Source organism: Cellulomonas sp. P5_C6 (assembly GCF_054049635.1).
The window spans coordinates 15,332-32,943 of the sequence record NZ_JBFULZ010000001.1 but is presented as its reverse complement, the minus strand read 5'-3'; the positions used below and the strand labels follow the sequence as shown (position 1 = coordinate 32,943).

17 protein-coding genes are annotated in these 17,612 nt (G+C 74.3%); 5 read left to right on the top strand and 12 right to left on the bottom strand.

Features of this window, described 5'->3' with window-relative positions; translation table 11 throughout:
• Positions 1-100: 100 nt before the first annotated feature.
• The gene (locus ACXJKG_RS00170; protein ID WP_456843730.1) at positions 101-874 is read left to right on the top strand and encodes a phosphatase PAP2 family protein; all 774 of its coding nucleotides are present in this window, start codon (positions 101-103) and stop codon (positions 872-874) included.
• Positions 875-877: 3 nt separating this feature from the next.
• On the opposite strand, the gene ACXJKG_RS00165 is transcribed toward ACXJKG_RS00170, so the two are convergent.
• Complete coding sequence (locus tag ACXJKG_RS00165) at positions 878-2,719, bottom strand: PKD domain-containing protein (protein WP_456843729.1); 1,842 nt, start codon at positions 2,717-2,719, stop codon at positions 878-880.
• A 237-nt stretch (positions 2,720-2,956) separates the two neighbouring features.
• Here ACXJKG_RS00165 and ACXJKG_RS00160 point away from each other — a divergent pair, with 237 nt between their 5' ends.
• The 3 genes from ACXJKG_RS00160 (at position 2,957) to ACXJKG_RS00150 (ending at position 4,667) form a co-directional block, all read left to right on the top strand.
• Positions 2,957-3,433 carry a CD225/dispanin family protein gene (locus ACXJKG_RS00160; RefSeq protein WP_456843728.1) on the top strand — a complete coding sequence of 159 codons (477 nt, stop codon included), beginning with the start codon at positions 2,957-2,959 and terminating at the stop codon, positions 3,431-3,433.
• 335 nt (positions 3,434-3,768) lie between these two features.
• Positions 3,769-4,266: a cysteine dioxygenase gene (locus ACXJKG_RS00155; protein WP_456843727.1), complete on the top strand. Its 498-nt coding sequence runs from the start codon at positions 3,769-3,771 to the stop codon at positions 4,264-4,266.
• Positions 4,263-4,667, top strand: a complete 405-nt coding sequence (locus ACXJKG_RS00150; protein WP_456843726.1) for a rhodanese-like domain-containing protein — start codon at positions 4,263-4,265, stop codon at positions 4,665-4,667. The genes ACXJKG_RS00155 and ACXJKG_RS00150 overlap by 4 nt, the downstream gene beginning before the upstream one ends.
• Here ACXJKG_RS00150 and ACXJKG_RS00145 read toward each other — a convergent pair.
• The 10 genes from ACXJKG_RS00145 to ACXJKG_RS00100 form a co-directional block, all read right to left on the bottom strand.
• Complete coding sequence (locus tag ACXJKG_RS00145; protein WP_456843725.1) at positions 4,664-5,608, bottom strand: endonuclease/exonuclease/phosphatase family protein; 945 nt, start codon at positions 5,606-5,608, stop codon at positions 4,664-4,666. The two genes, ACXJKG_RS00150 and ACXJKG_RS00145, sit on opposite strands and share 4 nt — an antisense overlap.
• Positions 5,609-5,637: 29 nt before the next feature.
• Positions 5,638-6,405: a DUF4118 domain-containing protein gene (locus ACXJKG_RS00140; RefSeq protein ID WP_456843724.1), complete on the bottom strand. Its 768-nt coding sequence runs from the start codon at positions 6,403-6,405 to the stop codon at positions 5,638-5,640.
• A gap of 104 nt (positions 6,406-6,509) precedes the next feature.
• Positions 6,510-7,454 carry an alpha/beta hydrolase gene (locus ACXJKG_RS00135; RefSeq protein WP_456843723.1) on the bottom strand — a complete coding sequence of 315 codons (945 nt, stop codon included), beginning with the start codon at positions 7,452-7,454 and terminating at the stop codon, positions 6,510-6,512.
• On the bottom strand, positions 7,454-8,698 hold the full coding sequence (locus tag ACXJKG_RS00130; RefSeq protein ID WP_456843722.1) for a glycoside hydrolase family 1 protein: 1,245 nt from the start codon (positions 8,696-8,698) through the stop codon (positions 7,454-7,456). The genes ACXJKG_RS00135 and ACXJKG_RS00130 overlap by 1 nt, the downstream gene beginning before the upstream one ends.
• Positions 8,695-9,918, bottom strand: coding sequence for a multidrug effflux MFS transporter (locus tag ACXJKG_RS00125; RefSeq protein ID WP_456843721.1), 1,224 nt, complete (start codon positions 9,916-9,918; stop codon positions 8,695-8,697). Before ACXJKG_RS00125 ends, ACXJKG_RS00130 begins: the two co-directional genes overlap by 4 nt.
• On the bottom strand, positions 9,915-10,337 hold the full coding sequence (locus tag ACXJKG_RS00120; RefSeq protein ID WP_456843720.1) for a VOC family protein: 423 nt from the start codon (positions 10,335-10,337) through the stop codon (positions 9,915-9,917). Before ACXJKG_RS00120 ends, ACXJKG_RS00125 begins: the two co-directional genes overlap by 4 nt.
• Entirely contained in the window at positions 10,330-11,703 is a 1,374-nt protein-coding gene (locus ACXJKG_RS00115; protein WP_456843719.1) for an FAD-binding oxidoreductase, read from the bottom strand. The genes ACXJKG_RS00120 and ACXJKG_RS00115 overlap by 8 nt, the downstream gene beginning before the upstream one ends.
• Entirely contained in the window at positions 11,700-12,470 is a 771-nt protein-coding gene (locus tag ACXJKG_RS00110; protein WP_456843718.1) for an SDR family NAD(P)-dependent oxidoreductase, read from the bottom strand. The genes ACXJKG_RS00115 and ACXJKG_RS00110 overlap by 4 nt, the downstream gene beginning before the upstream one ends.
• Positions 12,467-13,708 carry an FAD-dependent oxidoreductase gene (locus tag ACXJKG_RS00105; RefSeq protein ID WP_456843717.1) on the bottom strand — a complete coding sequence of 414 codons (1,242 nt, stop codon included), beginning with the start codon at positions 13,706-13,708 and terminating at the stop codon, positions 12,467-12,469. Before ACXJKG_RS00105 ends, ACXJKG_RS00110 begins: the two co-directional genes overlap by 4 nt.
• 93 nt (positions 13,709-13,801) lie before the next feature.
• Positions 13,802-14,326: a VOC family protein gene (locus ACXJKG_RS00100; protein WP_456843716.1), complete on the bottom strand. Its 525-nt coding sequence runs from the start codon at positions 14,324-14,326 to the stop codon at positions 13,802-13,804.
• 51 nt (positions 14,327-14,377) lie between these two features.
• On the opposite strand from ACXJKG_RS00100, the gene ACXJKG_RS00095 reads away from it, so the two are divergent.
• A complete protein-coding gene (locus tag ACXJKG_RS00095) occupies positions 14,378-15,007 on the top strand; it encodes an MBL fold metallo-hydrolase (RefSeq protein WP_456843715.1) in 630 nt (209 codons plus the stop codon).
• Here the strand turns inward: ACXJKG_RS00095 and ACXJKG_RS00090 are convergent.
• A complete protein-coding gene (locus ACXJKG_RS00090; RefSeq protein ID WP_456843714.1) occupies positions 14,982-17,612 on the bottom strand; it encodes a family 78 glycoside hydrolase catalytic domain in 2,631 nt (876 codons plus the stop codon). The two genes, ACXJKG_RS00095 and ACXJKG_RS00090, sit on opposite strands and share 26 nt — an antisense overlap.

Genomic DNA, 17,612 nt, shown 5'->3' with positions numbered 1-17,612 from the left:
CGCCGCGTGCTCGCCGCGTATCTCGGAGACACGACGTCAGGACTCGTGGGATCATTTGCTGCTCGGGGCATCTGTCGCGGCGGACGAAAGGCTTGATCGGGTGCGACGTTTCACCGTTCACGGGGCGCGCGGGCTGCGCGAGCTGGCGGTGCTCGTGCTGCTCTGGATCGGCTACACCGTCGTGCGGGCCTCCGCCGGCACGGACGTCGACGCCGCGAACCGGTCGGCCGTCGGGATCCTGCACCTCGAGCGGACGCTGCACATCGACGTCGAGCAGGCGCTCAACCAGTGGGTCGTCGGCGTCCGGGGCGTCGAGGTGGTCGCCTCGTTCTGGTACGCGTCGCTGCACCTGGTGGTGACCGGGACGGTGCTGCTGTGGCTCTACCTGCGGCACCCCGCCGCCTACCGTCCGCTGCGCACGGCCCTCGTCGTCGCCACCGGGTTCGCCCTCGCCTGCTACCTCGCGCTGCCGACGGCTCCGCCCAGGCTGCTCCCCGGGTACACGGACGTCCTGCAGCACACCGCCGACGTCGGCTGGTGGCCGGGCTCCGGCGGGTCCGGCGCCGTGCCGACCAACGAGCTGGCCGCCTTCCCGTCGATGCACGCCGGCTGGTCGCTGTGGGTCGGTGTCGCCGTGGTGGTCGCCGCACGCAGGCCGGTGGTCCGGTGGCTCGGCGCCAGCTACGCGCTGGGCACGGCCGCGGTCGTCGTGCTCACCGCCAACCACTGGGTGCTCGACGTCCTGGTGGGCTGGGTCGCGGTCGCCGTCCCCGCGGTATGGCTCCTGCACCGCGCAGCCCGGCCGACGGCCCTGTCACGGGGCGCGTCGACGGGGCCGCGCGAGAGCGACGAGCTCGTCCCGACCACGTCCTGACGCTCAGGACGTCGTGGTCAGCGTCTGCACCGGGCCGTACGTCGTGCCGAGCGCGTTGCGGGCGACCACGCGGTACGAGTACGTCGTCCTCGCGGTCAGCCCGGCGAGCCGGAGCGTGGAACCGCGCTCGTAGGAGGCGGCAGCCATCGGCACGTCGATGCTGCGCTGGGCGAGACCCGGTCCCCACTCGACCCACGACGTGGTGTCCAGCAGGTGCGGGTGCACGCGGAGCTTGACCGTGGCGGCCGTCCGGGTGATCTCGACGGCGGGCGCCGCCCGGACCGTCGGCGGTCCCGGGGTACCGAACGTCCGCGTGAGCACGGTCAAGCCGGCGGCGCTGGTCGCCGTCACCGTCCAGGTGTACTGCGTGCCCGGCGCCAGGCTCGTGACCGCCTGCGTGAGCTTCTGCGTCGAGGTCTGCGCACCGACGGCGAGGTCGACGGCGCCGCTGCCGGGCTTGCCCGCCTCGGCGGTCCACGCGATCCGGACGGTGGCAGCCAGCCCCTGCGGTCCGACCCACGTCTGCAGCGTCGCGGACGTGCTCGTGACGTCGCGCTCCCCCGCCGTGACCGAGGGGGTGCCGGCGGCGCGGACGGGGCGCGAGTCGACGGCCGTCGCGCCGCCCGCATCCGTGACCGTCAGCCGCGGCGTGAACGTGCCGGCCCGGTACGTGTGGGTGACCTTGCCGGGCTGCCCGGTGCCCGTCAGCACGGCGCTCCCGTCGCCCGGGTCCAGCTCCCAGCGCACGATGCCCGATCGGTTCACCGACGAGGCCCCAGTGCTGCGCCCCATGTCGAACGTCACGGCGAGCGGCGCGGCCCCGACCTTGGTCGACGGGATGAGCCACGCCGACGGGCGGGCGTGCGCGGTCGGGTCCGACGCGGCCTTCGCGAACGCGGTCGTCGCTGGTGCCGAGGTGGTGACCGACCAGGGGCAGGTGCCCGTGCCCTGGTAGTACACCGCGGCCTCGAGCTCCGGCCACGAACGGAACAGGGCGAACGCGTCGGTGAGCCAGGCGGCCTTGCGGCCCGGGTCGGCCGCGTCCTCGACGGTGCCGAACTCGGCCAGCAGCGGCGTCTTGCCGCGGGCCTTCGCCCAGGCCCGGAACGCCGACGTGATGGTGTCCAGCGAGCGCCAGTCGGTGATCTTGTTCACCGAGCAGGCGTTCCAGTTGTACGCGTTGAGCCCGACCCGGTCGACCACGTCGTCACCCGGGTAGTAGGCGTCGGCGCCGGCCGTGGAGACCATGCCGTAGCTGCCCGTGGTGGTCACGAAGGTCCAGAGCGCGTTGGTCGCCCCCGCGGCGCGGGACACCTCGACGTAGTGGCGCCACGCCGCCTGGAACTCGGCGGGCGTGCCCCAGGACCTCGAGGTGTCCATCTCCTGGTGGAACGCCACGTACACCGGCACCTTGAGGGACGCGATCCCGGCGGCCTGCGCGCGGATCTGCGCATCCGCGTCGCCGCGCGCGATGGCGGCCCAGGTGACGATCGTGTCGTCCTTCTTCTTGGGCCAGATCGAGAGCAGCGGGGTGCGGCCGCGGTCGACGGCCTGGACCACCGGGGTGACCGGCTGCACGTCGTCCCACCGCGAGTACCACCGCTCGACGTCGAGGCGGCGGTCCAGCGTGCCCTCGAACGCCGTGATCGCCGACTCCGCGTCCGGCTGCGAGCCGGTGGTCACGTGCGCACCGAGCAGCACGGCGCCCGCGTCCGCCCGCAAGGTCAAGGCCGGGTCGGGACCGTCCGCGACGGCGGGTGCGGCACCCGCCAGGAGGGCGCCGACGAGCACGGCCGCGACGGCCACCCCCCGGGTGCGGGCATGGGCGAGCAGACGTGACGGCATGGACGGGACCCCCTGGGCGACGATGGAGCACGACGGACCCGGTGCAGGCACGGGTGCGTCCTCGGGCGCCCACTCGGCGCCCGCTCTGCCCTATCGGTCGATCAGGCCCTCCACATGACATTTCCGGAGAACGTCCTCGAACCGTGCGACTCGGGCGCCGTTCGCCGACAGTCAAAGGCTCCTCCCAGGTGCGGGCCGTACCGTGCACCTGACCAGCCACGACGTGCGGAGGAACCCATGTCATCCGACCCGACCCCCAGCGCCGCCGCCCCCGAGCCGTCGGCGGCCCCCCTGCCTCCGGCCGCACCCGCGGCCGTGCCCGTGATGGCACCCCCGCCTCCGCCCCGTCCGACGATGACGTCGGCGCCCGTCGGCTGGGTCATCGCGGCCATGCTCCTGTTCTGGCCGACCGGCATCCCCGCGCTGCTCGCCTCCCACCGCGCCGCCCGCGCGTTCGGTGCCGCCGACCTCGAGGTGGCCGTCCGGGAGTCCGCGACCGCGCGGCGCTGGGGCATCATCAGCGTCATCGTCGGGGCCGTGCTGATCGTCCTGTCCGTGCTCGCGTCGATCGCGTGGTTCCTCGTCGTCGCGTTCGCCGTGCACTCCGGCTTCGGCGACGGTGAGTGGAGCCGCGCGCCCGGGTACTCGCACGTGCAGCCGTTCGGCGGCTCCGACCGGCCCGGCATGCCGGACCGCCAGGGCTCCGACGGGTAGACCCCGGCCCCCGGTCCAGCATGCGAGAGCACGGCACCCGACCCTTGACCGGGCGGCGGGACCGTGCTGCCCTGTGCCCCTCGACACCCGGTCGAGCACCTCGCGACGCGCAGGAAGGGAGCACCCGATGATCCACGTCCCCCCGCTCCCCTCCCCGCTGCCGCCCCTCTCGCTGTCACCTTTCCCGCTGTCACCTTTCTCGCTTCGCTCCTGTCCGGCCTGCTGTCAGCAGCACTGACGTCCCACCCGGCTGACGCCGGGAGCAGGCCCGTCCGACCGCGCCCCCTTGATGGCTGAGCGCCGTCGGTCCGCAGACGCACCCGAGAGGCACCGCCATGACCGTCGACCTGTCCCACCGCACGGACACCGTCCTGGGTGTCGACGAGCTGAGCGCCCTGACGCGCTCGATCGCCGCCCGCACCGAGCTCTGGCAGCCGCTGGTCCGCTTCCGGCAGAGCGGTCGCTGGTGGACCCGCCTCGACGGGCCGCCCGGCGTCGACGTCTGGCTGCTCACCTGGCTGCAGTCGCAGGGCACGGAGCTGCACGACCACGGGCTCTCGTCGGCCGCGTTCACCATCGCCGCGGGAACGCTGACGGAGATCCGGCCCGACCGGAACGGGCGGCTGGTGCCGCAGCAGCTCCGCGCCGGGCAGACCCAGACGGTCGACCCGGGCGACCTGCACGACGTGGTCAACACCTGGGCCGAGCCGGCCGTGAGCATCCACGCGTACTCGGTGCCGCTGACCCGGATGACGTACTGGGCGCGCGACGCGGACGGGGCGCTCGTGCCCAGCCGCACCGTGGAGACCGACGAGCCGGAGAGCGAGGGATGAGCGCCGTGCGTCGCCGGACCATCGACGACGTGCTGGCCGAGGCTCGCGGACGCCTGCAGCGGCTGTCCCCGCGCGAGGCCTGGGACGCCGTGGAGCAGGGCGCCCTGCTGGTCGACATCCGCCCGGCCGCGCAGCGCGCGCTCGAGGGCGAGGTGCCGCAGGCCGTCGTGATCGAGCGGAACGTCCTCGAGTGGCGGCTCGACCCGGCCAGCGACCACCGGATCCCCGCCGCGACCGGCTACGACCTGCAGGTGGTGGTGCTCTGCTCCGAGGGCTACACGTCCAGCCTCGCCGCCGCCGCGCTGGCCGACCTCGGCCTGGACCGGGCGACCGACGTGGTCGGCGGGTTCCACGCCTGGTCCGCGGCCGGGCTGCCGGTCGCCGGGGCGGTGCTGGTCTAGAGACCGATCGTCGCCAGGACCGGCCGGTGGTCCGAGCCGGGCTTGCCGCGGCGCGCGTTCGGGTCGTCGCCGATCGACGGGACAGGCCCGGCGTCGTTGGTGACGACGCCTCCGTCGGCCACCAGCGAGACCAGGACGTGGCTGACGAGGATGTGGTCGATCAGCTCGCGCCGGCCCTGGTACTCGCGGCTGAACCGCTGCGCCTCCGGGATGCGGGCGGCGAGGTTCCACAGGCGCTGCCGGTCGCCCTTGTCGGGATGGTCGAACCCGCCCGTGCCGATCTCGGAGCCGGTCGGCCCCAGCAGGATCTGCGTCGTCGCCGCCGTGGCCTCGTCGTTCAGGTCCCCCAGCACGACGACCGCGGCGCTCGCGGCCTCGGCCAGCCGGTGGGTCGCCGCCGAGCGCACGGTGACCGCCTCGGCCGCGCGACGGCTCAGCGCGTAGGCGCCGAACCGCGCGCGCTCGCCCTCGTCGTCGGTGGAGAAGCGGCCGCCGGGGAACGTGAGCAGCTTCGACTTGAGGTGGCAGGCGATCACGTCGACCGGGCGACCGCCCACCTCCACCTGCACCTGCAGCGCGGACCGGCCCATCGACGACAGCCTCTCGCCGGCGTCCGAGACCTGGATCGGGCGCAGCCCCGCCGGGAAGTGGCTCCAGTGCCGCACATGGGTCAGGGGCAGCCGGGACAGGAAACCGACGCGGATCCCCCGATCGTCCGGGTCGGCCGTCTCGAGATGCCACCCGCCGCCGGCCCGGTCCGCCAGGTCGGCGAGCGCGGCGACCTCGCCGACCTCCTGCACCCCCAGCACGTCCGGGGCCATGGCCTCGATGACGCCGGCCAGCGCGGCCAGCTTCGCCTGGTACTCGGCGTCGGTCCGCGGACCGAACTGGCCGCCGGGAAGGAACAGGTTCTCCAGGTTCCAGGTGCCGATCCGCACCATGGCGACCACCCCCACGAGTCCCCTCGTGTCTACTCCCCCGACGAAACCGTGGGCAAGGGAGCCGCCATGGCCGCGCCCACCTGGTCGGCCAGCAGCACGACGACCCTGCGCTGCTCGAGGCTCGGCCGGGCCACGCGCGTCGAGGCCGTGAGCACGAAGCGTCCGAGCCGGACGCCGTCGTGGCGGACGTCGAGCGCGATCCGGTCGTCCGAGGGCAGCCCGTAGCGCTCGACGTCCACGGCCTGCCCACGCTGGGTCACCGTGCCGTCGGGGCCGAGGACCGTCGTCGAGCGGGACTCGGCCCCGGGCGCCTCGAACCGGCAGTCGTCGATGTCGAGGATCTCCACGATCTGCCGGCCGACCCGCTGGACGAGGGCGCCCGCCTCGGTCGGCCGCGCCGCGACGAGCTCCGCCGTGCTGAGCACGCCGTCGAGGTAGCCTGCGCGCCGGCTCGCGCGCGCCTGCTGGCGGCGTCCCCACAGGGCTATCTCGCTGACCGCCACCCCGACCACCAGCAGCAGCACGGTCGCCTGGATGTCGTCCCGGTCGGTGACCTTGAAGCTGCCGTGGGGCTCCGTGAGGAAGTAGTCGAACCAGGCACCGGCGGACAGTGCGGCGACGATGCCCGCCGAGCGCACGCCGGTCGCGGCCGCGCTGACGACGAGCAGCACGAGCACGAGCGCGGCCGTGGTGGGCGTGACCGCGTCGCCGAGCGCGTGCAGGGCGGCCGCCACGACCAGCGGCGCGACCAGCGCATACCCGATCACCACGGACGGGTGCGTCCGGACGTACGACATGCTGCCCACTCCCCTTCGCTGCTCCCTCTCGAGCATGCGACCGGAGGGCGGCGGTGCGAAGGTCCGGCTGCGTCAAGAACGGGGGTCGGACCGTCAGGGTGTCGTCAAGAGGCGCGCTGCAGCAGCTCGCTCATCGCCTCCAGGGTCGCGGTCGCGGCGGGCAGGCCGGCGACGTTGAGGTGGCCGTGCGGGGCGCCCGCGACGTCGTCCTCGACGACGGTCACGCCGCTCGACCGCAGGTCCGCCAGGAGCCGCTCTCCGGACGGCCTCAGGTCGTCGTACTCGCACACGGAGACGAGCGTCGGCGGGAGCCCGTCGAGCCGGCCGAGGCCGGGGAACGCGTACGGGACCGTCGACGGGTTCGACCCGAGGTAGTTCTGGTTGAGCCACCGGGTCGACTCCGCGGTGAAGCGCAGGACGGACGGCATCGAGGCCATCTGCTCCTGCTGCTCGGGCGTCCCGAAGGGCACCGGGTCGTGCGCCACCGGGTAGGCGAGCAGGACGGCCGCGGCGTCCGGGCCGTCCTCGTCGCGCAGGCGCTGCGCGACCCCGAGCGCCAGGTTGGCGCCGGCACTGGCGCCGCCGATGGMCCACCTCGACCCCGCCGGCGCCGGGCCTGCTGCCGACGCGGCCCACACGAACGCCGCGTGCACGTCGTCGTGCGGCACCGGGAAGTGCACGCCGTCGTTGCACAGCCGGTAGTCCACCGAGACGACCGTCGCGCCCGTGCGGGCTGCCAGCTCGCGCGCCACGACGTCGGCCTCGGGCATGTCCAGGTGGCCGGTGACGAAGGCGCCGCCGTGCATCCAGACCACGCCGAGCGGCTCGGCCGGGCGGTCGACGGGCCGGTAGACGCGGACCGGGACAGGGCCGTGCGGACCCGGGACCTCGAGCGCCTCGACGAGCGCCTTCGGGGCCGTGTAGTCGCCGACAGGGGCGAAGAACCGGTCCATGCGCGCGATGTCCTCGGGGGCCGGGGGCGCGCCGCCGAGGTCGGACATCCCCTCGAGCAGCGGGAGGCGGGCGGCGAGCTCGGCGTTGAGGGGCATCAGACCTCCAGGGTGTTCGCGCGGGCGATGGACGCGTAGACGCCGGCGCTCGGCTTGGGTGTGCGGACGAACGTCTCGCGGTCGACGGAGTGGAGCCCCAGCTGCTGGCCGTAGCCGAAGATCCACTCGAAGTTGTCCATCAGCGTCCAGTGCGTGTAGCCCAGGACCGGGACGCCGTCCTCGATCGCGTCCAGCAGACCCGCGAGCGAGGGAGCGATGAAGGCCGCGCGGAACGCGTCGTCGCGGGTGGACATGCCGTGCTCGGTGACCAGGACCGGGACGCCCGCCACCTCGTAGGCGTAGCGCACGGAGCCGGCCAGTGAGAGGGGCTCGATCGCCGAGCCCATGTCGTTGGTCGGCGTGCCCTCGGGGAGCGGCGCGCGGCCGTTCGCGTCGTAGACGACCCGCTCGTAGTTCTGCACGCCGACGAAGTCGTCGTCGCGGGCCAGCTCGAGCCACCGCGCGTACACCTCGGCGCGCTTGCGGTCGCGCACGGAGGCGTCGTCGCCGGCCACCACGTCGTCGACGATCGCGATGCTCAGCCCGACCGGGAGGTCGTGACGGTGCGCCTTGATGGCCTCCCGTGCCGCGCGGTGACCCGCCGCCATGCCGTCGGCCATGGCGTCCATCTCCTCGGGGACCATCACGTTGCCCAGCCGGTAGCGCGGGACGCCTGCGGCCGCGCTCGCGGCGGCCAGGGTGGCTCGCTCCAGCTCCCGGACGACCTCGGGCAGCCCGATCCAGGTGAGCAGGCGGGCGAGGTTGGGCTCGTTCATGGTCACCGCGTACGCGATGCGGTCCCCGAACGCGGCCATCACGGCGTCGCAGTAGCGCGCGAACAGCGCGGGCGCCTCGGGGTTGAGCCATCCACCGGCGGCGGCGAACCAGTGCGGCGAGGTGAAGTGGTTGAACGTCACCACGGGGGCCAGACCGAGCTCGAGGCAGCGGTCGACGATGGCCTCGTAGTGGGCGAGCGCGCCGTCGTCGAACTCCCCCTCGGCGGGCTCCACCCGCGCCCACTCGACCGAGAACCGGTAGGCGTTCAGGCCCATGCCCGCGACCAGGTCGAGGTCCTCGCGCCACAGCTCGTAGCCGTTGCAGGCCTTGCCGGACGGCTCACGGAACACGGTGGGGCTGACGTTCTCGGCGAACCACGTGTCGCTCGTCGTGTTGTCGCCCTCGTTCTGGTGGCCGGCGCTGGCCACCCCCCAGACGAAGCCGTCGGGGAACTCTCGCGCGGTCATGTGGTCCTCCTCGTGTCGGACGGGTACGGGTCGACGGGATCCGGCGTCGGACGCCGGAGCAGGTGCAGGAGCAGGGGGCCGGCCAGCGCGCTGACGGCGACGACGGCGACGAGCGACCACGGCGAGCCACCCGCACCGGCCAGCGGGGCGGCGACGGCGCCGACGGTGAACTGGCAGATGCCCAGGACGCCCGACGCGGAGCCGGCGCGACCCGTGGCCGCCGCCATCCCCAGCGTCGTGGCGGCCGGGATCACCAGGCCCAGGCTGGCCACCGCGAGGAACAGGCCGGTCATGACGAGCGGCAGGCTGTGCAGGCCGACGCCCACGCCGAGCACGACCGCGCCCGCGCCGGAGGTCAGGTGCCCGCTGGCGAGCAGCCGGGACGAGCCGGACCTACCGACCAGGTGCCGGCTGAGGTTCGACGCGACGAAGATGCCGACGGCGTTCAGGGCGAACACGAGGCTGTACTGCTGCGGCGAGAGCCCGAAGGAGTCCTGCAGCACGAACGACGACGCGCCGATGTAGCCGAAGAGGATCCCGCCGAACGCCGCGGTCGCGGCGAGGTAGGCGAGGAACGTGCGGATCCGCAGCACCGACCCGAGCCCGGCGACGACCGCGCCCAGGTGCGGCGGGATCCGGCGCTCGCGGGGCAGCGTCTCGGGCAGGGCGCGCCAGCTGACGGCCGTGAGGACGGTGGCCGCGACGGCCAGCACGACGAACATGCCCCGCCAGGTCATCACGTGCGCCAGGAGGCCGCCCGCGACCGGCGCGACGACCGGCGCGATCGCCGTGACCGCGCTCAGCGTGGCGAACGCCTTGGCGGCGGCAGCCCCCGGGTACGCGTCCGCGACGACCGCGCGCGTGACCACCAGGCACGCGGCCGTCGCCAGTCCCGCGAGCACCCGCAGCCCGAGCAGCACGCCGATCGACGGCGCCAGCGCGCTGAGCAGGTGCGCGACGGCGTACCCCAGCCCACCGAGCAGCAGCGGGACCCGACGGCCGACGGCATCGCTCAGCGGCCCGATGACCACCTGGCCGACCGCGATGCCGACCAGGACCGCGGAGACCGTCGCCGCCGCCGCCGCGCTGGTGGTGCCCAGGTCCGTCCCCAGCTGAGGCAGGACGGGGAGGTAGACGTCGGTGGTGAAGACGACGAGGGACGTGAACGCGGCGAGCAGCGGGACCAGGTGCCGCGGCACGACCACCGCCGGGGACGTCACGCGGCGCCGCCCGACCGGTCGAGCAGCTCGACGAGGTTGCCCTCCGGGTCCGCGACGAACGCCATGCGGACCCCGGGCTCCGGCGACTGCTGCGGCGCCATCACCGCCCGGGCACCGAGCGCCAGCAGCCGGTCGTACGTCGCGTCCAGCGGGACGACGTCGAACGCGAGGTGCCCGAAGCCCTGCGTGAGCGCCGCCTGCCCGGGGTCGGCGGCCCGCAGGCCCGGGCGCGACCCGGAGCGGTGCAGGAGCTCGAGCCGGCCGCCGTCCGTCGGGTGCACCAGCATGACGATGTCCAGGTCGACGGCGTCGACGCGCGCCTCCAGCTCCGTCGCGTAGCCGAACGCGGCGCAGTACCAGGCCTGCGCCGCCGCCAGGTCGGCGACGTTGAGACCGACGTGGTCGAGTCGCTCAGGCACGGGCGTTCAGCCCGGCCCGGTCGGCCGTGAGGTAGGAGGCGATGCGCCCGTCGGGGTCGTGCTCGGCGCGGACCGCCTCGAGCCGCGCGAAGTTCTCGGGCGTGAGGAACCGGTCCTGGCGGCGCGTGAAGTCGGTGTCGCCGAGGTACACGCCCACGCCGCCCTGGCGGGCGATCGCGGCCGTCTGCTCGTGCACCCGGGTGCGGTAACGCTCGTCGTCGGCCTCGTCCGTGTAGATCAGGTACGTCGCCACGTACACCTGGCCCTCGACCGAGAACGCCATGTCCGGCAGGGGTCGCGTCGGGGCCCAGCCGTACCAGATCGAGAACGAGTGCTCGGTGTCCAGCCCGCGCCAGACGTCGAGCAGCAGCGGGGCCAGCACGTCCGCTGGGGCGTCGGTCCACGCGCAGTCGACCGCGTAGCGGTGGCCCTCCGGGTTCTGGCCCGTCTGCGCGACGCTCTCGTCGGCCACCGACGTGGGACCCGTGACGTGGCCGAGCTCGCGCCCGAGCACCGGGCACTCCCCCAGCGCCGCGAGCAGCGCGAGCGCCTCCTCGTCCGAGTCCGCCATGCACGTGGTGTGCAGCAGCAGGAGCGTGCCCCCTGGGTGCGGCACGCCGTCGTACAGCGGCACGTCCGGCAGCCGGGTGGCGGCCATGACCGGTTCGACGCGTCGATCGAGCCCGGGGAGCACCGCGTGCAGCCAGTGCACGACCGCCTCCGCGTCGTCCAGCCGGAACGTCCAGGTGTCCTGCCACATCACGGGCGGCTCGGGGTAGGTCTGCAGGTGGAACCGGGTCACGATGCCGGGGAAGCCCGGGCCGGCCCCGCGGGCCGCCCAGTACAGGTCCGCGTTCTGGTCGGCGTCGGCGCGGACCAGCGATCCGTCGGCCGTGACGACGTCGACGGCGACGATCCCCTCGCACGCCCAGCCCCGCGCCCGACCGTTCCAGCCCTGCCCGCCCTGCAGGAGGAACCCGCCGATGCCGACGGTCGCGCAGTGGCCCACGGGGAACGCGCGGCCGCGCTCCGCCAGGAACGGCGCCAGCTCGAGCGCGCCCGTGGTCGCCGGGCCGGCCGAGACCACGCCGCTGCCCTCGTCGTACGAGATCGACCGCAGCGCACCGAGGTCGAGCAGCAGCACGTCGTCGCGCACGCTCCACGCGGCCCACGAGTGGCCGCCCGAGCGGACGCTGATCCCCCAGCCGCGCGCGATCGCGAGCCGCACGCCCGCGACGACGTCGTCCTCGTCCAGCGCCTCGAGGACCGCCGCGGRGTACCGGTCGGGGCGGCGCGCGTTGAACACCCGCCCGACCCGCGCCTCCTCGTACCCCTCGTCGCCCCGYAGGACGAGCCGGCCCCTCATCCGACGACCGCCGCACCGCCGTCGACCGGGATGTTCGCCCCGGACACGTGCGACGACTCGTCGCTCGCCAGGAAGAGCACGGCGTTCGCCACGTCCTCCGGCTGACCCCACCGGCGCAGCGGCACCCGGGACAGGATCTGCTCGGCAGGCCCGTCGGGGTCACGCAGCATCGCGTCGGTCTGCGGGGTCTGCGTCATCGCCGGGCTGACCGCGTTGACGCGGATGCCGTGCGGACCTCCCTCGACGACCAGGTGCGAGGTCAGGGCCAGCACCCCGCCCTTCGCGGCGCCGTGCGCGTTCTGCGGCTCGAACCACGCGCCGCGCGACCCGCTGATCGAGCCGATGTTGACGATCGAACCGCCCCCGCGGGCGACCAGGTGCGGCCAGGCCGCCCGGGTCACCAGGAAGACGATGTCGAGCTCGTTGCGCATGGTGAACGACCAGTCGGCGTACGTGAGCCGGTCGATCGCGCCGAACCGGATCGCCGACGCGTTGTTGACCAGCACGTCGACGCCTCCGGCCAGCGCGACGGCCTGGTCGACCCACGCCTGCGCGCCGTCCTCGGTGGCCAGGTCGACCGGCGCGACCGCGTCCATCCGGCCGCCGGCCGCCCTCACCAGGTCGACCGTCTCCTGCGACGGCCCGGGGTTCAGGTCGCACCCGACCACGTGGGCGCCCTCCCGCGCGCAGAGCAGCGCCGTGGCCCGGCCGATGCCGCCGCCCGTGCCCGTGACGAGGACGACCCGGCCTGCCAGCCGCCCCGTCACCCTGCCTGCCGATCCCCGGTCGTCTCCGCCAGCGCGCCGCCGCCGAAGTTCTTGTCGTGGTCCACGGTCATGCGCAGGATCGGGTACGCGGTCGCGCGCATCGTCGCCTCGTAGGCGCCGATCGCGTCGGTGAGCTCCGCCTCGCCGCGCGCGACCCGGTCCAGCTGGTCGACGAGCAGGGCGGCGTCGTTCAGCGCGAGGTTGGCGCCCATGCCGAGGGTCGGGAGCATGCCGTGCGCCGCGTCGCCGATGATCGTCACGCGCGACGGCTCCCAGCTGTCGGCCGGCTCGAGGAAGCCGAACGGGATCGCGAACATGGACGCCGGGTMCATGTTCGCGACGAGCGCCGCCGCCGCGGGGTGCCACCCGTCGATGGCGGCGAGCATGGAGTCGCGCAGGTCGAGCGCCGTCTGCTCGGTCCACTCGCCGGCCGGCGGGACGTCCGTGCCGGGGGCGAGGCTGCAGCTCACCATCGCGTAGGCGGGCACCGGGTCGAGCGAGATGTCCGGGGTGAGCTCGGCGGCGGCCTCGTCGGCGGGCTGCCGTGGCCGGAAGTTGGCGACGAGCAGGCGGGACCCCTTGCGGTCCACGGCGATGAGGACGCCCTGGTCGAGGATGTTCGGCAGGACCGCGTCGAGCTCCGGGGTGAGCAGCGTCCGGCCGTAGACCCCGATGCCGCGGATGCCCGTCGGGATGACCGGGACCTCGGGCAGGAGCTGGCGGCGGACCGCCGAGCGGATGCCGTCGGCGCCGACCAGCACGTCGCCCCGCGCGGTGCTGCCGTCGGCGAGCGTCACCGTGACGCCGTCGGCGTCCTCGACGTACGACACCACGGGCGCCCCCGTGCGCATCGAGTCCCCGAGGCGGCCGGACAGGATCTGCCGCAGCGTCCGACGGTGCACGCCCGTGTGCGGGACGGGCCCGTCGTTGGGCGGCCCCATGTGCGGCTGGGAGCTCAGCTCGTTCAGCTGGTTGTCCAGCACGATCGACTCGGGCCGGTCGTAGCTGCGGCGCGAGGTCTGCTGGTAGAGCGCGTACAGGTCGTCGGGCAGGCACCGGTGCAGGGCCTCGCCGCCGATCGCGTTGAAGTGCAGGTAGTAGCCCTGCTTGCGGTCGAGGTCGGCGTCCCGCTCGAACACCTCGACGGTGTGGCCGGACTTGCGCAGTCCCTGGGCGGTGGCGAGGCCGGCGAGGCCACCACCGGCGATGAGGACGTGCAACGGTCGGGGATCGGTCACGGCGGCACTCCCTTGTGCAAGGCGACACTTTCGTCCTGTGAAAGCGACTTTCGCATCAAGGATATAGCGCGTCCGGCCAGGAATCCAGCACCCTCAGCCCTGCATCGGCCGGCGGGTGTCGCGACCGTCCCAGCCTGCCGCGAGAGCCGTCAGTCGACCGTGCATCCCGAGGATCGGCGCGCCGGCGCGATGCACCTCGACCGGGTGCGGGAACAGCGCTCCGCCGTCGTGCCACGCGACGGACACCGCCCCCGAGCTCGCCGTGTGGATCAGCCGGCAGCCCTGCTCCTCCAGCCGCGCCGACTCCGCCTCGAGGTCGTCGACCACCCAGCTGACGTGCCCGAGGCCGGGCGAGCCCAGACCGTAGGCCGCGGCCAGCCACGGGTCGACCGAGTGCACGACGGCGAGCTCCAGCACGACCGGGCCCCAGGAGGCGAACGCCGCCGAGTGGTCGAAGTAGGCGGGGTCGTCCACCGCCGTCCCGTCCGCCAGGGTGAACGTCTCGAAGCGGACGTGCTCGTGGACCAGGAAGGGGCCGACGCCGAGCGTGCGGACCGCGCGGTCGATCCCCTCGTCGAGATCCTCGACCCAGTACCCGAGGTGATGTAGCGGACTCACGGCGTCTCCCGTTCTGTGGAAGTCATGTTCTGAGAGTGAGAGCATGGGGCCATGCAGCTCACCCACCTCGGCCACGCCTGCCTGCTCGTCGAGACCGACGGAGCCCGGCTCCTGCTCGACCCGGGCACCATGTCGACCTTCGAGGACCTGCGCGACCTCGATGCCGTCCTGGTGACCCACCAGCACCCGGACCACGTCGACACCGGCCGACTGGGTGCGCTGCTCGCGGCGAACCCGGGAGCCACGCTCGTCGTCGACGCCGACACCGAGGCTGCCGTGTCCGGCCTCGCCGCCACCGTCGTCGTCGCCCGGCCCGGCGACCGCCTGACGTTCGGCGGCTCGGTGGTCGAGGTGCTGGGCGACCTGCACGCACCCGTGTACGCCGACGTGCCGGGGTGCACCAACGCGGCATACCTCGTCGACGACGGCGCCCTCCTGCACCCGGGCGACTCGTTCGTGCTGCCGGGCCGGGACGTCGACGTGCTCGCCGTGGCGATCGACGGCCCGTGGCTCAAGCTGGCCGAGGCCGTCGAGTACGTCCGGGCGGTCGCCCCGCGGGTGGCCGTGCCGATCCACGAGGGCGAGACGACGGACCCCGGCAAGTACGCCGGCATGCTCGCCGCGTTCAGCCCCGAGGGCGTCGTGCGGCGGCTCGTCACGGGCGAGGCCACGACCCTGTGACCCGCCGGTGGTGCGGGCCCGGCCCGACCTCCTCGGTCGACCCGTCGGGCAGCACCACCCGCGCGGACGTCCCCGGCGGCACCTGCACGTCGAGCTCGAAGGTGTCGTCGTCGATCCGCCAGGCCACCTCGATCGGGCCGAACGGGCTGTCGTGCCGCACAGTCGCCCAGGTCAGCCTGCCGCCGGGCAGCGGCCGGACCTGGAACGTGCGGTAGCCCGGCGCGGTCGGCTGCAGGCCGGCGACGTGCCGGTGCAGGAACGACGCCACCGCGCCCTTGCTGTAGTGGTTCAGCGAGCCGTGGGCGTCCCCGTGCTGGTCGACGCCGTCCCAGCGCTCCCAGACGGTCGTCGCGCCGCGGTCGATCATGGTCAGCCACGAGGGCTCGGTGTCCTGGAGCAGCAGCGCGTACGCGGTGTCGACGCCGCCGGCCTCGGCGAGGGTCGGCAGCAGGAGCCCGGTCGACAGGAACCCCGTGCCCAGGTGGCCGCCGGCCTCGGCGACGAGCCGCACCAACCCGTCGGCGACGGCCGGGCGCAGCCCGTCGGGCACCAGGTCGAACGCCAGCGCCCGCACGTGCGAGGCCTGCGTCTGCACCCGCAACGTCCCGTCCGGCCGGACGAACTCCGCCTGCCAGGCGGCTCGGGCCCCGTCCGCGACCCTGCGATACCGGGCGACGTCCTCGCCGAGGAGCTCTCCGATGCGGACCATCGTCGCGGCGGAGCGGTGCAGGTACGCGGTCGCCACCTCGGACTTGTCGGCGCCGACGAACGCCCGGAAGTCACCGACCTCGACTCCGGGCTCGAGCCACTCGCCCCAGTGGAACCCGGTGTCCCACAGGAACTCCTCGTGCGGCGCCGCCTCCGGGCGCCGGGCCGCCCGGTCGGGGTGCCGCCCACCTGCGGCCCCGCGGATCGCGAAGTCCAGCCAGCGGGAGGCCGCGGTCCACGACTCGCGCAGCAGCGAGAGGTCGCCGTAGGCCTGGTAGAGGTCCCACGGCGTGGCCACGACGACGTCGCCCCAGCCCGCGGAGCCGTTGAGGAACCCGATCGGGCCGTCGAACCCCTCGGCGGGCGGGCACGGCGACATGTTCGCCGCGCACCCGTCGGCGCGCTGGTCGAGCGCGACGTCCCGCAGCCACCTCCGGCTGAACCCGAGCACGTCGAACAGCACCGCGGCCGTCGGCGCGAAGACCTGCCAGTCCCCGGTCCACCCGGCGCGCTCGCGCTGCGGGCAGTCCGTCGGGATGTCGCACACGTTCCCGCGCAGCGACCACACGACCGCGTCGTGCAGGCGCTGCGCCCGCTCGTCGCTGCAGGCGAACCAGCCCGTGCGGCGCAGGTCGGAGTGCACGACCACGCCGGTGACGTCGTCGGGCGTCAGGGTCCGCGGATGGCCGTCGACCCGGACGTAGCGGAACCCGTGGGTGGTGAACCGCGGCTCGAACACGTCCCCGGGCGTGCCGGCCGAGGTCACCGAGTCGACCTGACCGAGCGGCAGCGGTTCCGGGAGCATCGGGAGGTCGACGTCGAGGTGGGCGGTCGTGAGGTCGGGGGTGTGGTCGACGTGCTCGCCGTGCCGCAGCACGAGCGTGGTCCCCGCCGGCCCGAGATCCGTGACCCGCGTCCACCCGTTGATGTTCTGGCCCAGGTCGACCAGGGACGCACCGTCGGCGAGCCGGGTGACCGCGACGGGTCGGAGCTCCTGCGTCCGGCGCACGGGCGGCGCGACCGCGCCGACCACCACGACGTCGACGTCACGGACGACCGCCGCGGTCCAGCCGGGCAGCTCGACGGCGGTGTGCACGGCCGCGTCGACCAGACCGCGGTCCTCGCGCTGGCCCCCGATGAGGTCCGCGGCCAGCACGTGCGACGGTCCCGTGCGCCAGTGCTCCCCCGTGGCCGCAACCGTGGTCCACGCTCCGCCGTCCAGGACCTCGAGCTGCAGCCGCAGGGCGGTGTCGGTGCCGAACTCGTCGGCGGCGCGCGGCGCGCCCACCTGACCGCGGAACCAGCCGTCGGCGAGCAGCACCGCGACGGCGTTCCGCCCGGGTCGCAGGAGATGCGTGACGTCGTAGGACTGCCGCTGGACCCGTCGCGCGTACTGCGTGTAGCCCGGGGCCAGCTCGACGTCTCCCACGCGCGCACCGTTGAGGAACACCTCGTACAGGCCGAGCGCGGTGACGTGCAGGCGGGCGTCCGAGGGCTCCAGCTCGACCAGGGTCCGCAGCCACACGGCCGGCCGCGAGGCCTTCGGCGCGGGCGTCGGCTCGTCGGCCCCGATCCACCGGGCCGACCAGTCGGCCTCGGCGAGCAGACCGCTCTCGAGCAGGACCGGTTCGCTCCAGTCGCTCTCCCCCAGGTCCGTCCGCACCTGGACGCGGGCGTGACAGCTGCGCCGCGACCGGTCGAACACGGGGACCTCGACGTACGACTGGCGGTCCGACCCGACGACCCCCGAGTCGTACCCGTCGTCGGTGACCACCCGGTAGGCGCTCTGCCGGGTGGCCCCCTGCGGGAGCCACCACGACAGCGCCGGGCGGTCGCCCACCCCGAGGGCGTCGCCGCCGACGACGTCGACCCGGACGGCCCGGGGAGCGGCGGGCAC

Bases quoted from the DNA above. Each gene is read 5' to 3' on its own strand.
- ACXJKG_RS00165 (WP_456843729.1), bottom strand. From the start codon at position 2,719: ATGCCGTCACGTCTGCTCGCCCATGCCCGCACCCGGGGGGTGGCCGTC.
- ACXJKG_RS00160 (WP_456843728.1), top strand. From the start codon at position 2,957: ATGTCATCCGACCCGACCCCCAGCGCCGCCGCCCCCGAGCCGTCGGCG.
- ACXJKG_RS00155 (WP_456843727.1), top strand. From the start codon at position 3,769: ATGACCGTCGACCTGTCCCACCGCACGGACACCGTCCTGGGTGTCGAC.
- ACXJKG_RS00150 (WP_456843726.1), top strand. From the start codon at position 4,263: ATGAGCGCCGTGCGTCGCCGGACCATCGACGACGTGCTGGCCGAGGCT.
- ACXJKG_RS00145 (WP_456843725.1), bottom strand. From the start codon at position 5,608: ATGGTGCGGATCGGCACCTGGAACCTGGAGAACCTGTTCCTTCCCGGC.
- ACXJKG_RS00140 (WP_456843724.1), bottom strand. From the start codon at position 6,405: ATGTCGTACGTCCGGACGCACCCGTCCGTGGTGATCGGGTATGCGCTG.
- ACXJKG_RS00130 (WP_456843722.1), bottom strand. From the start codon at position 8,698: ATGACCGCGCGAGAGTTCCCCGACGGCTTCGTCTGGGGGGTGGCCAGC.
- ACXJKG_RS00095 (WP_456843715.1), top strand. From the start codon at position 14,378: ATGCAGCTCACCCACCTCGGCCACGCCTGCCTGCTCGTCGAGACCGAC.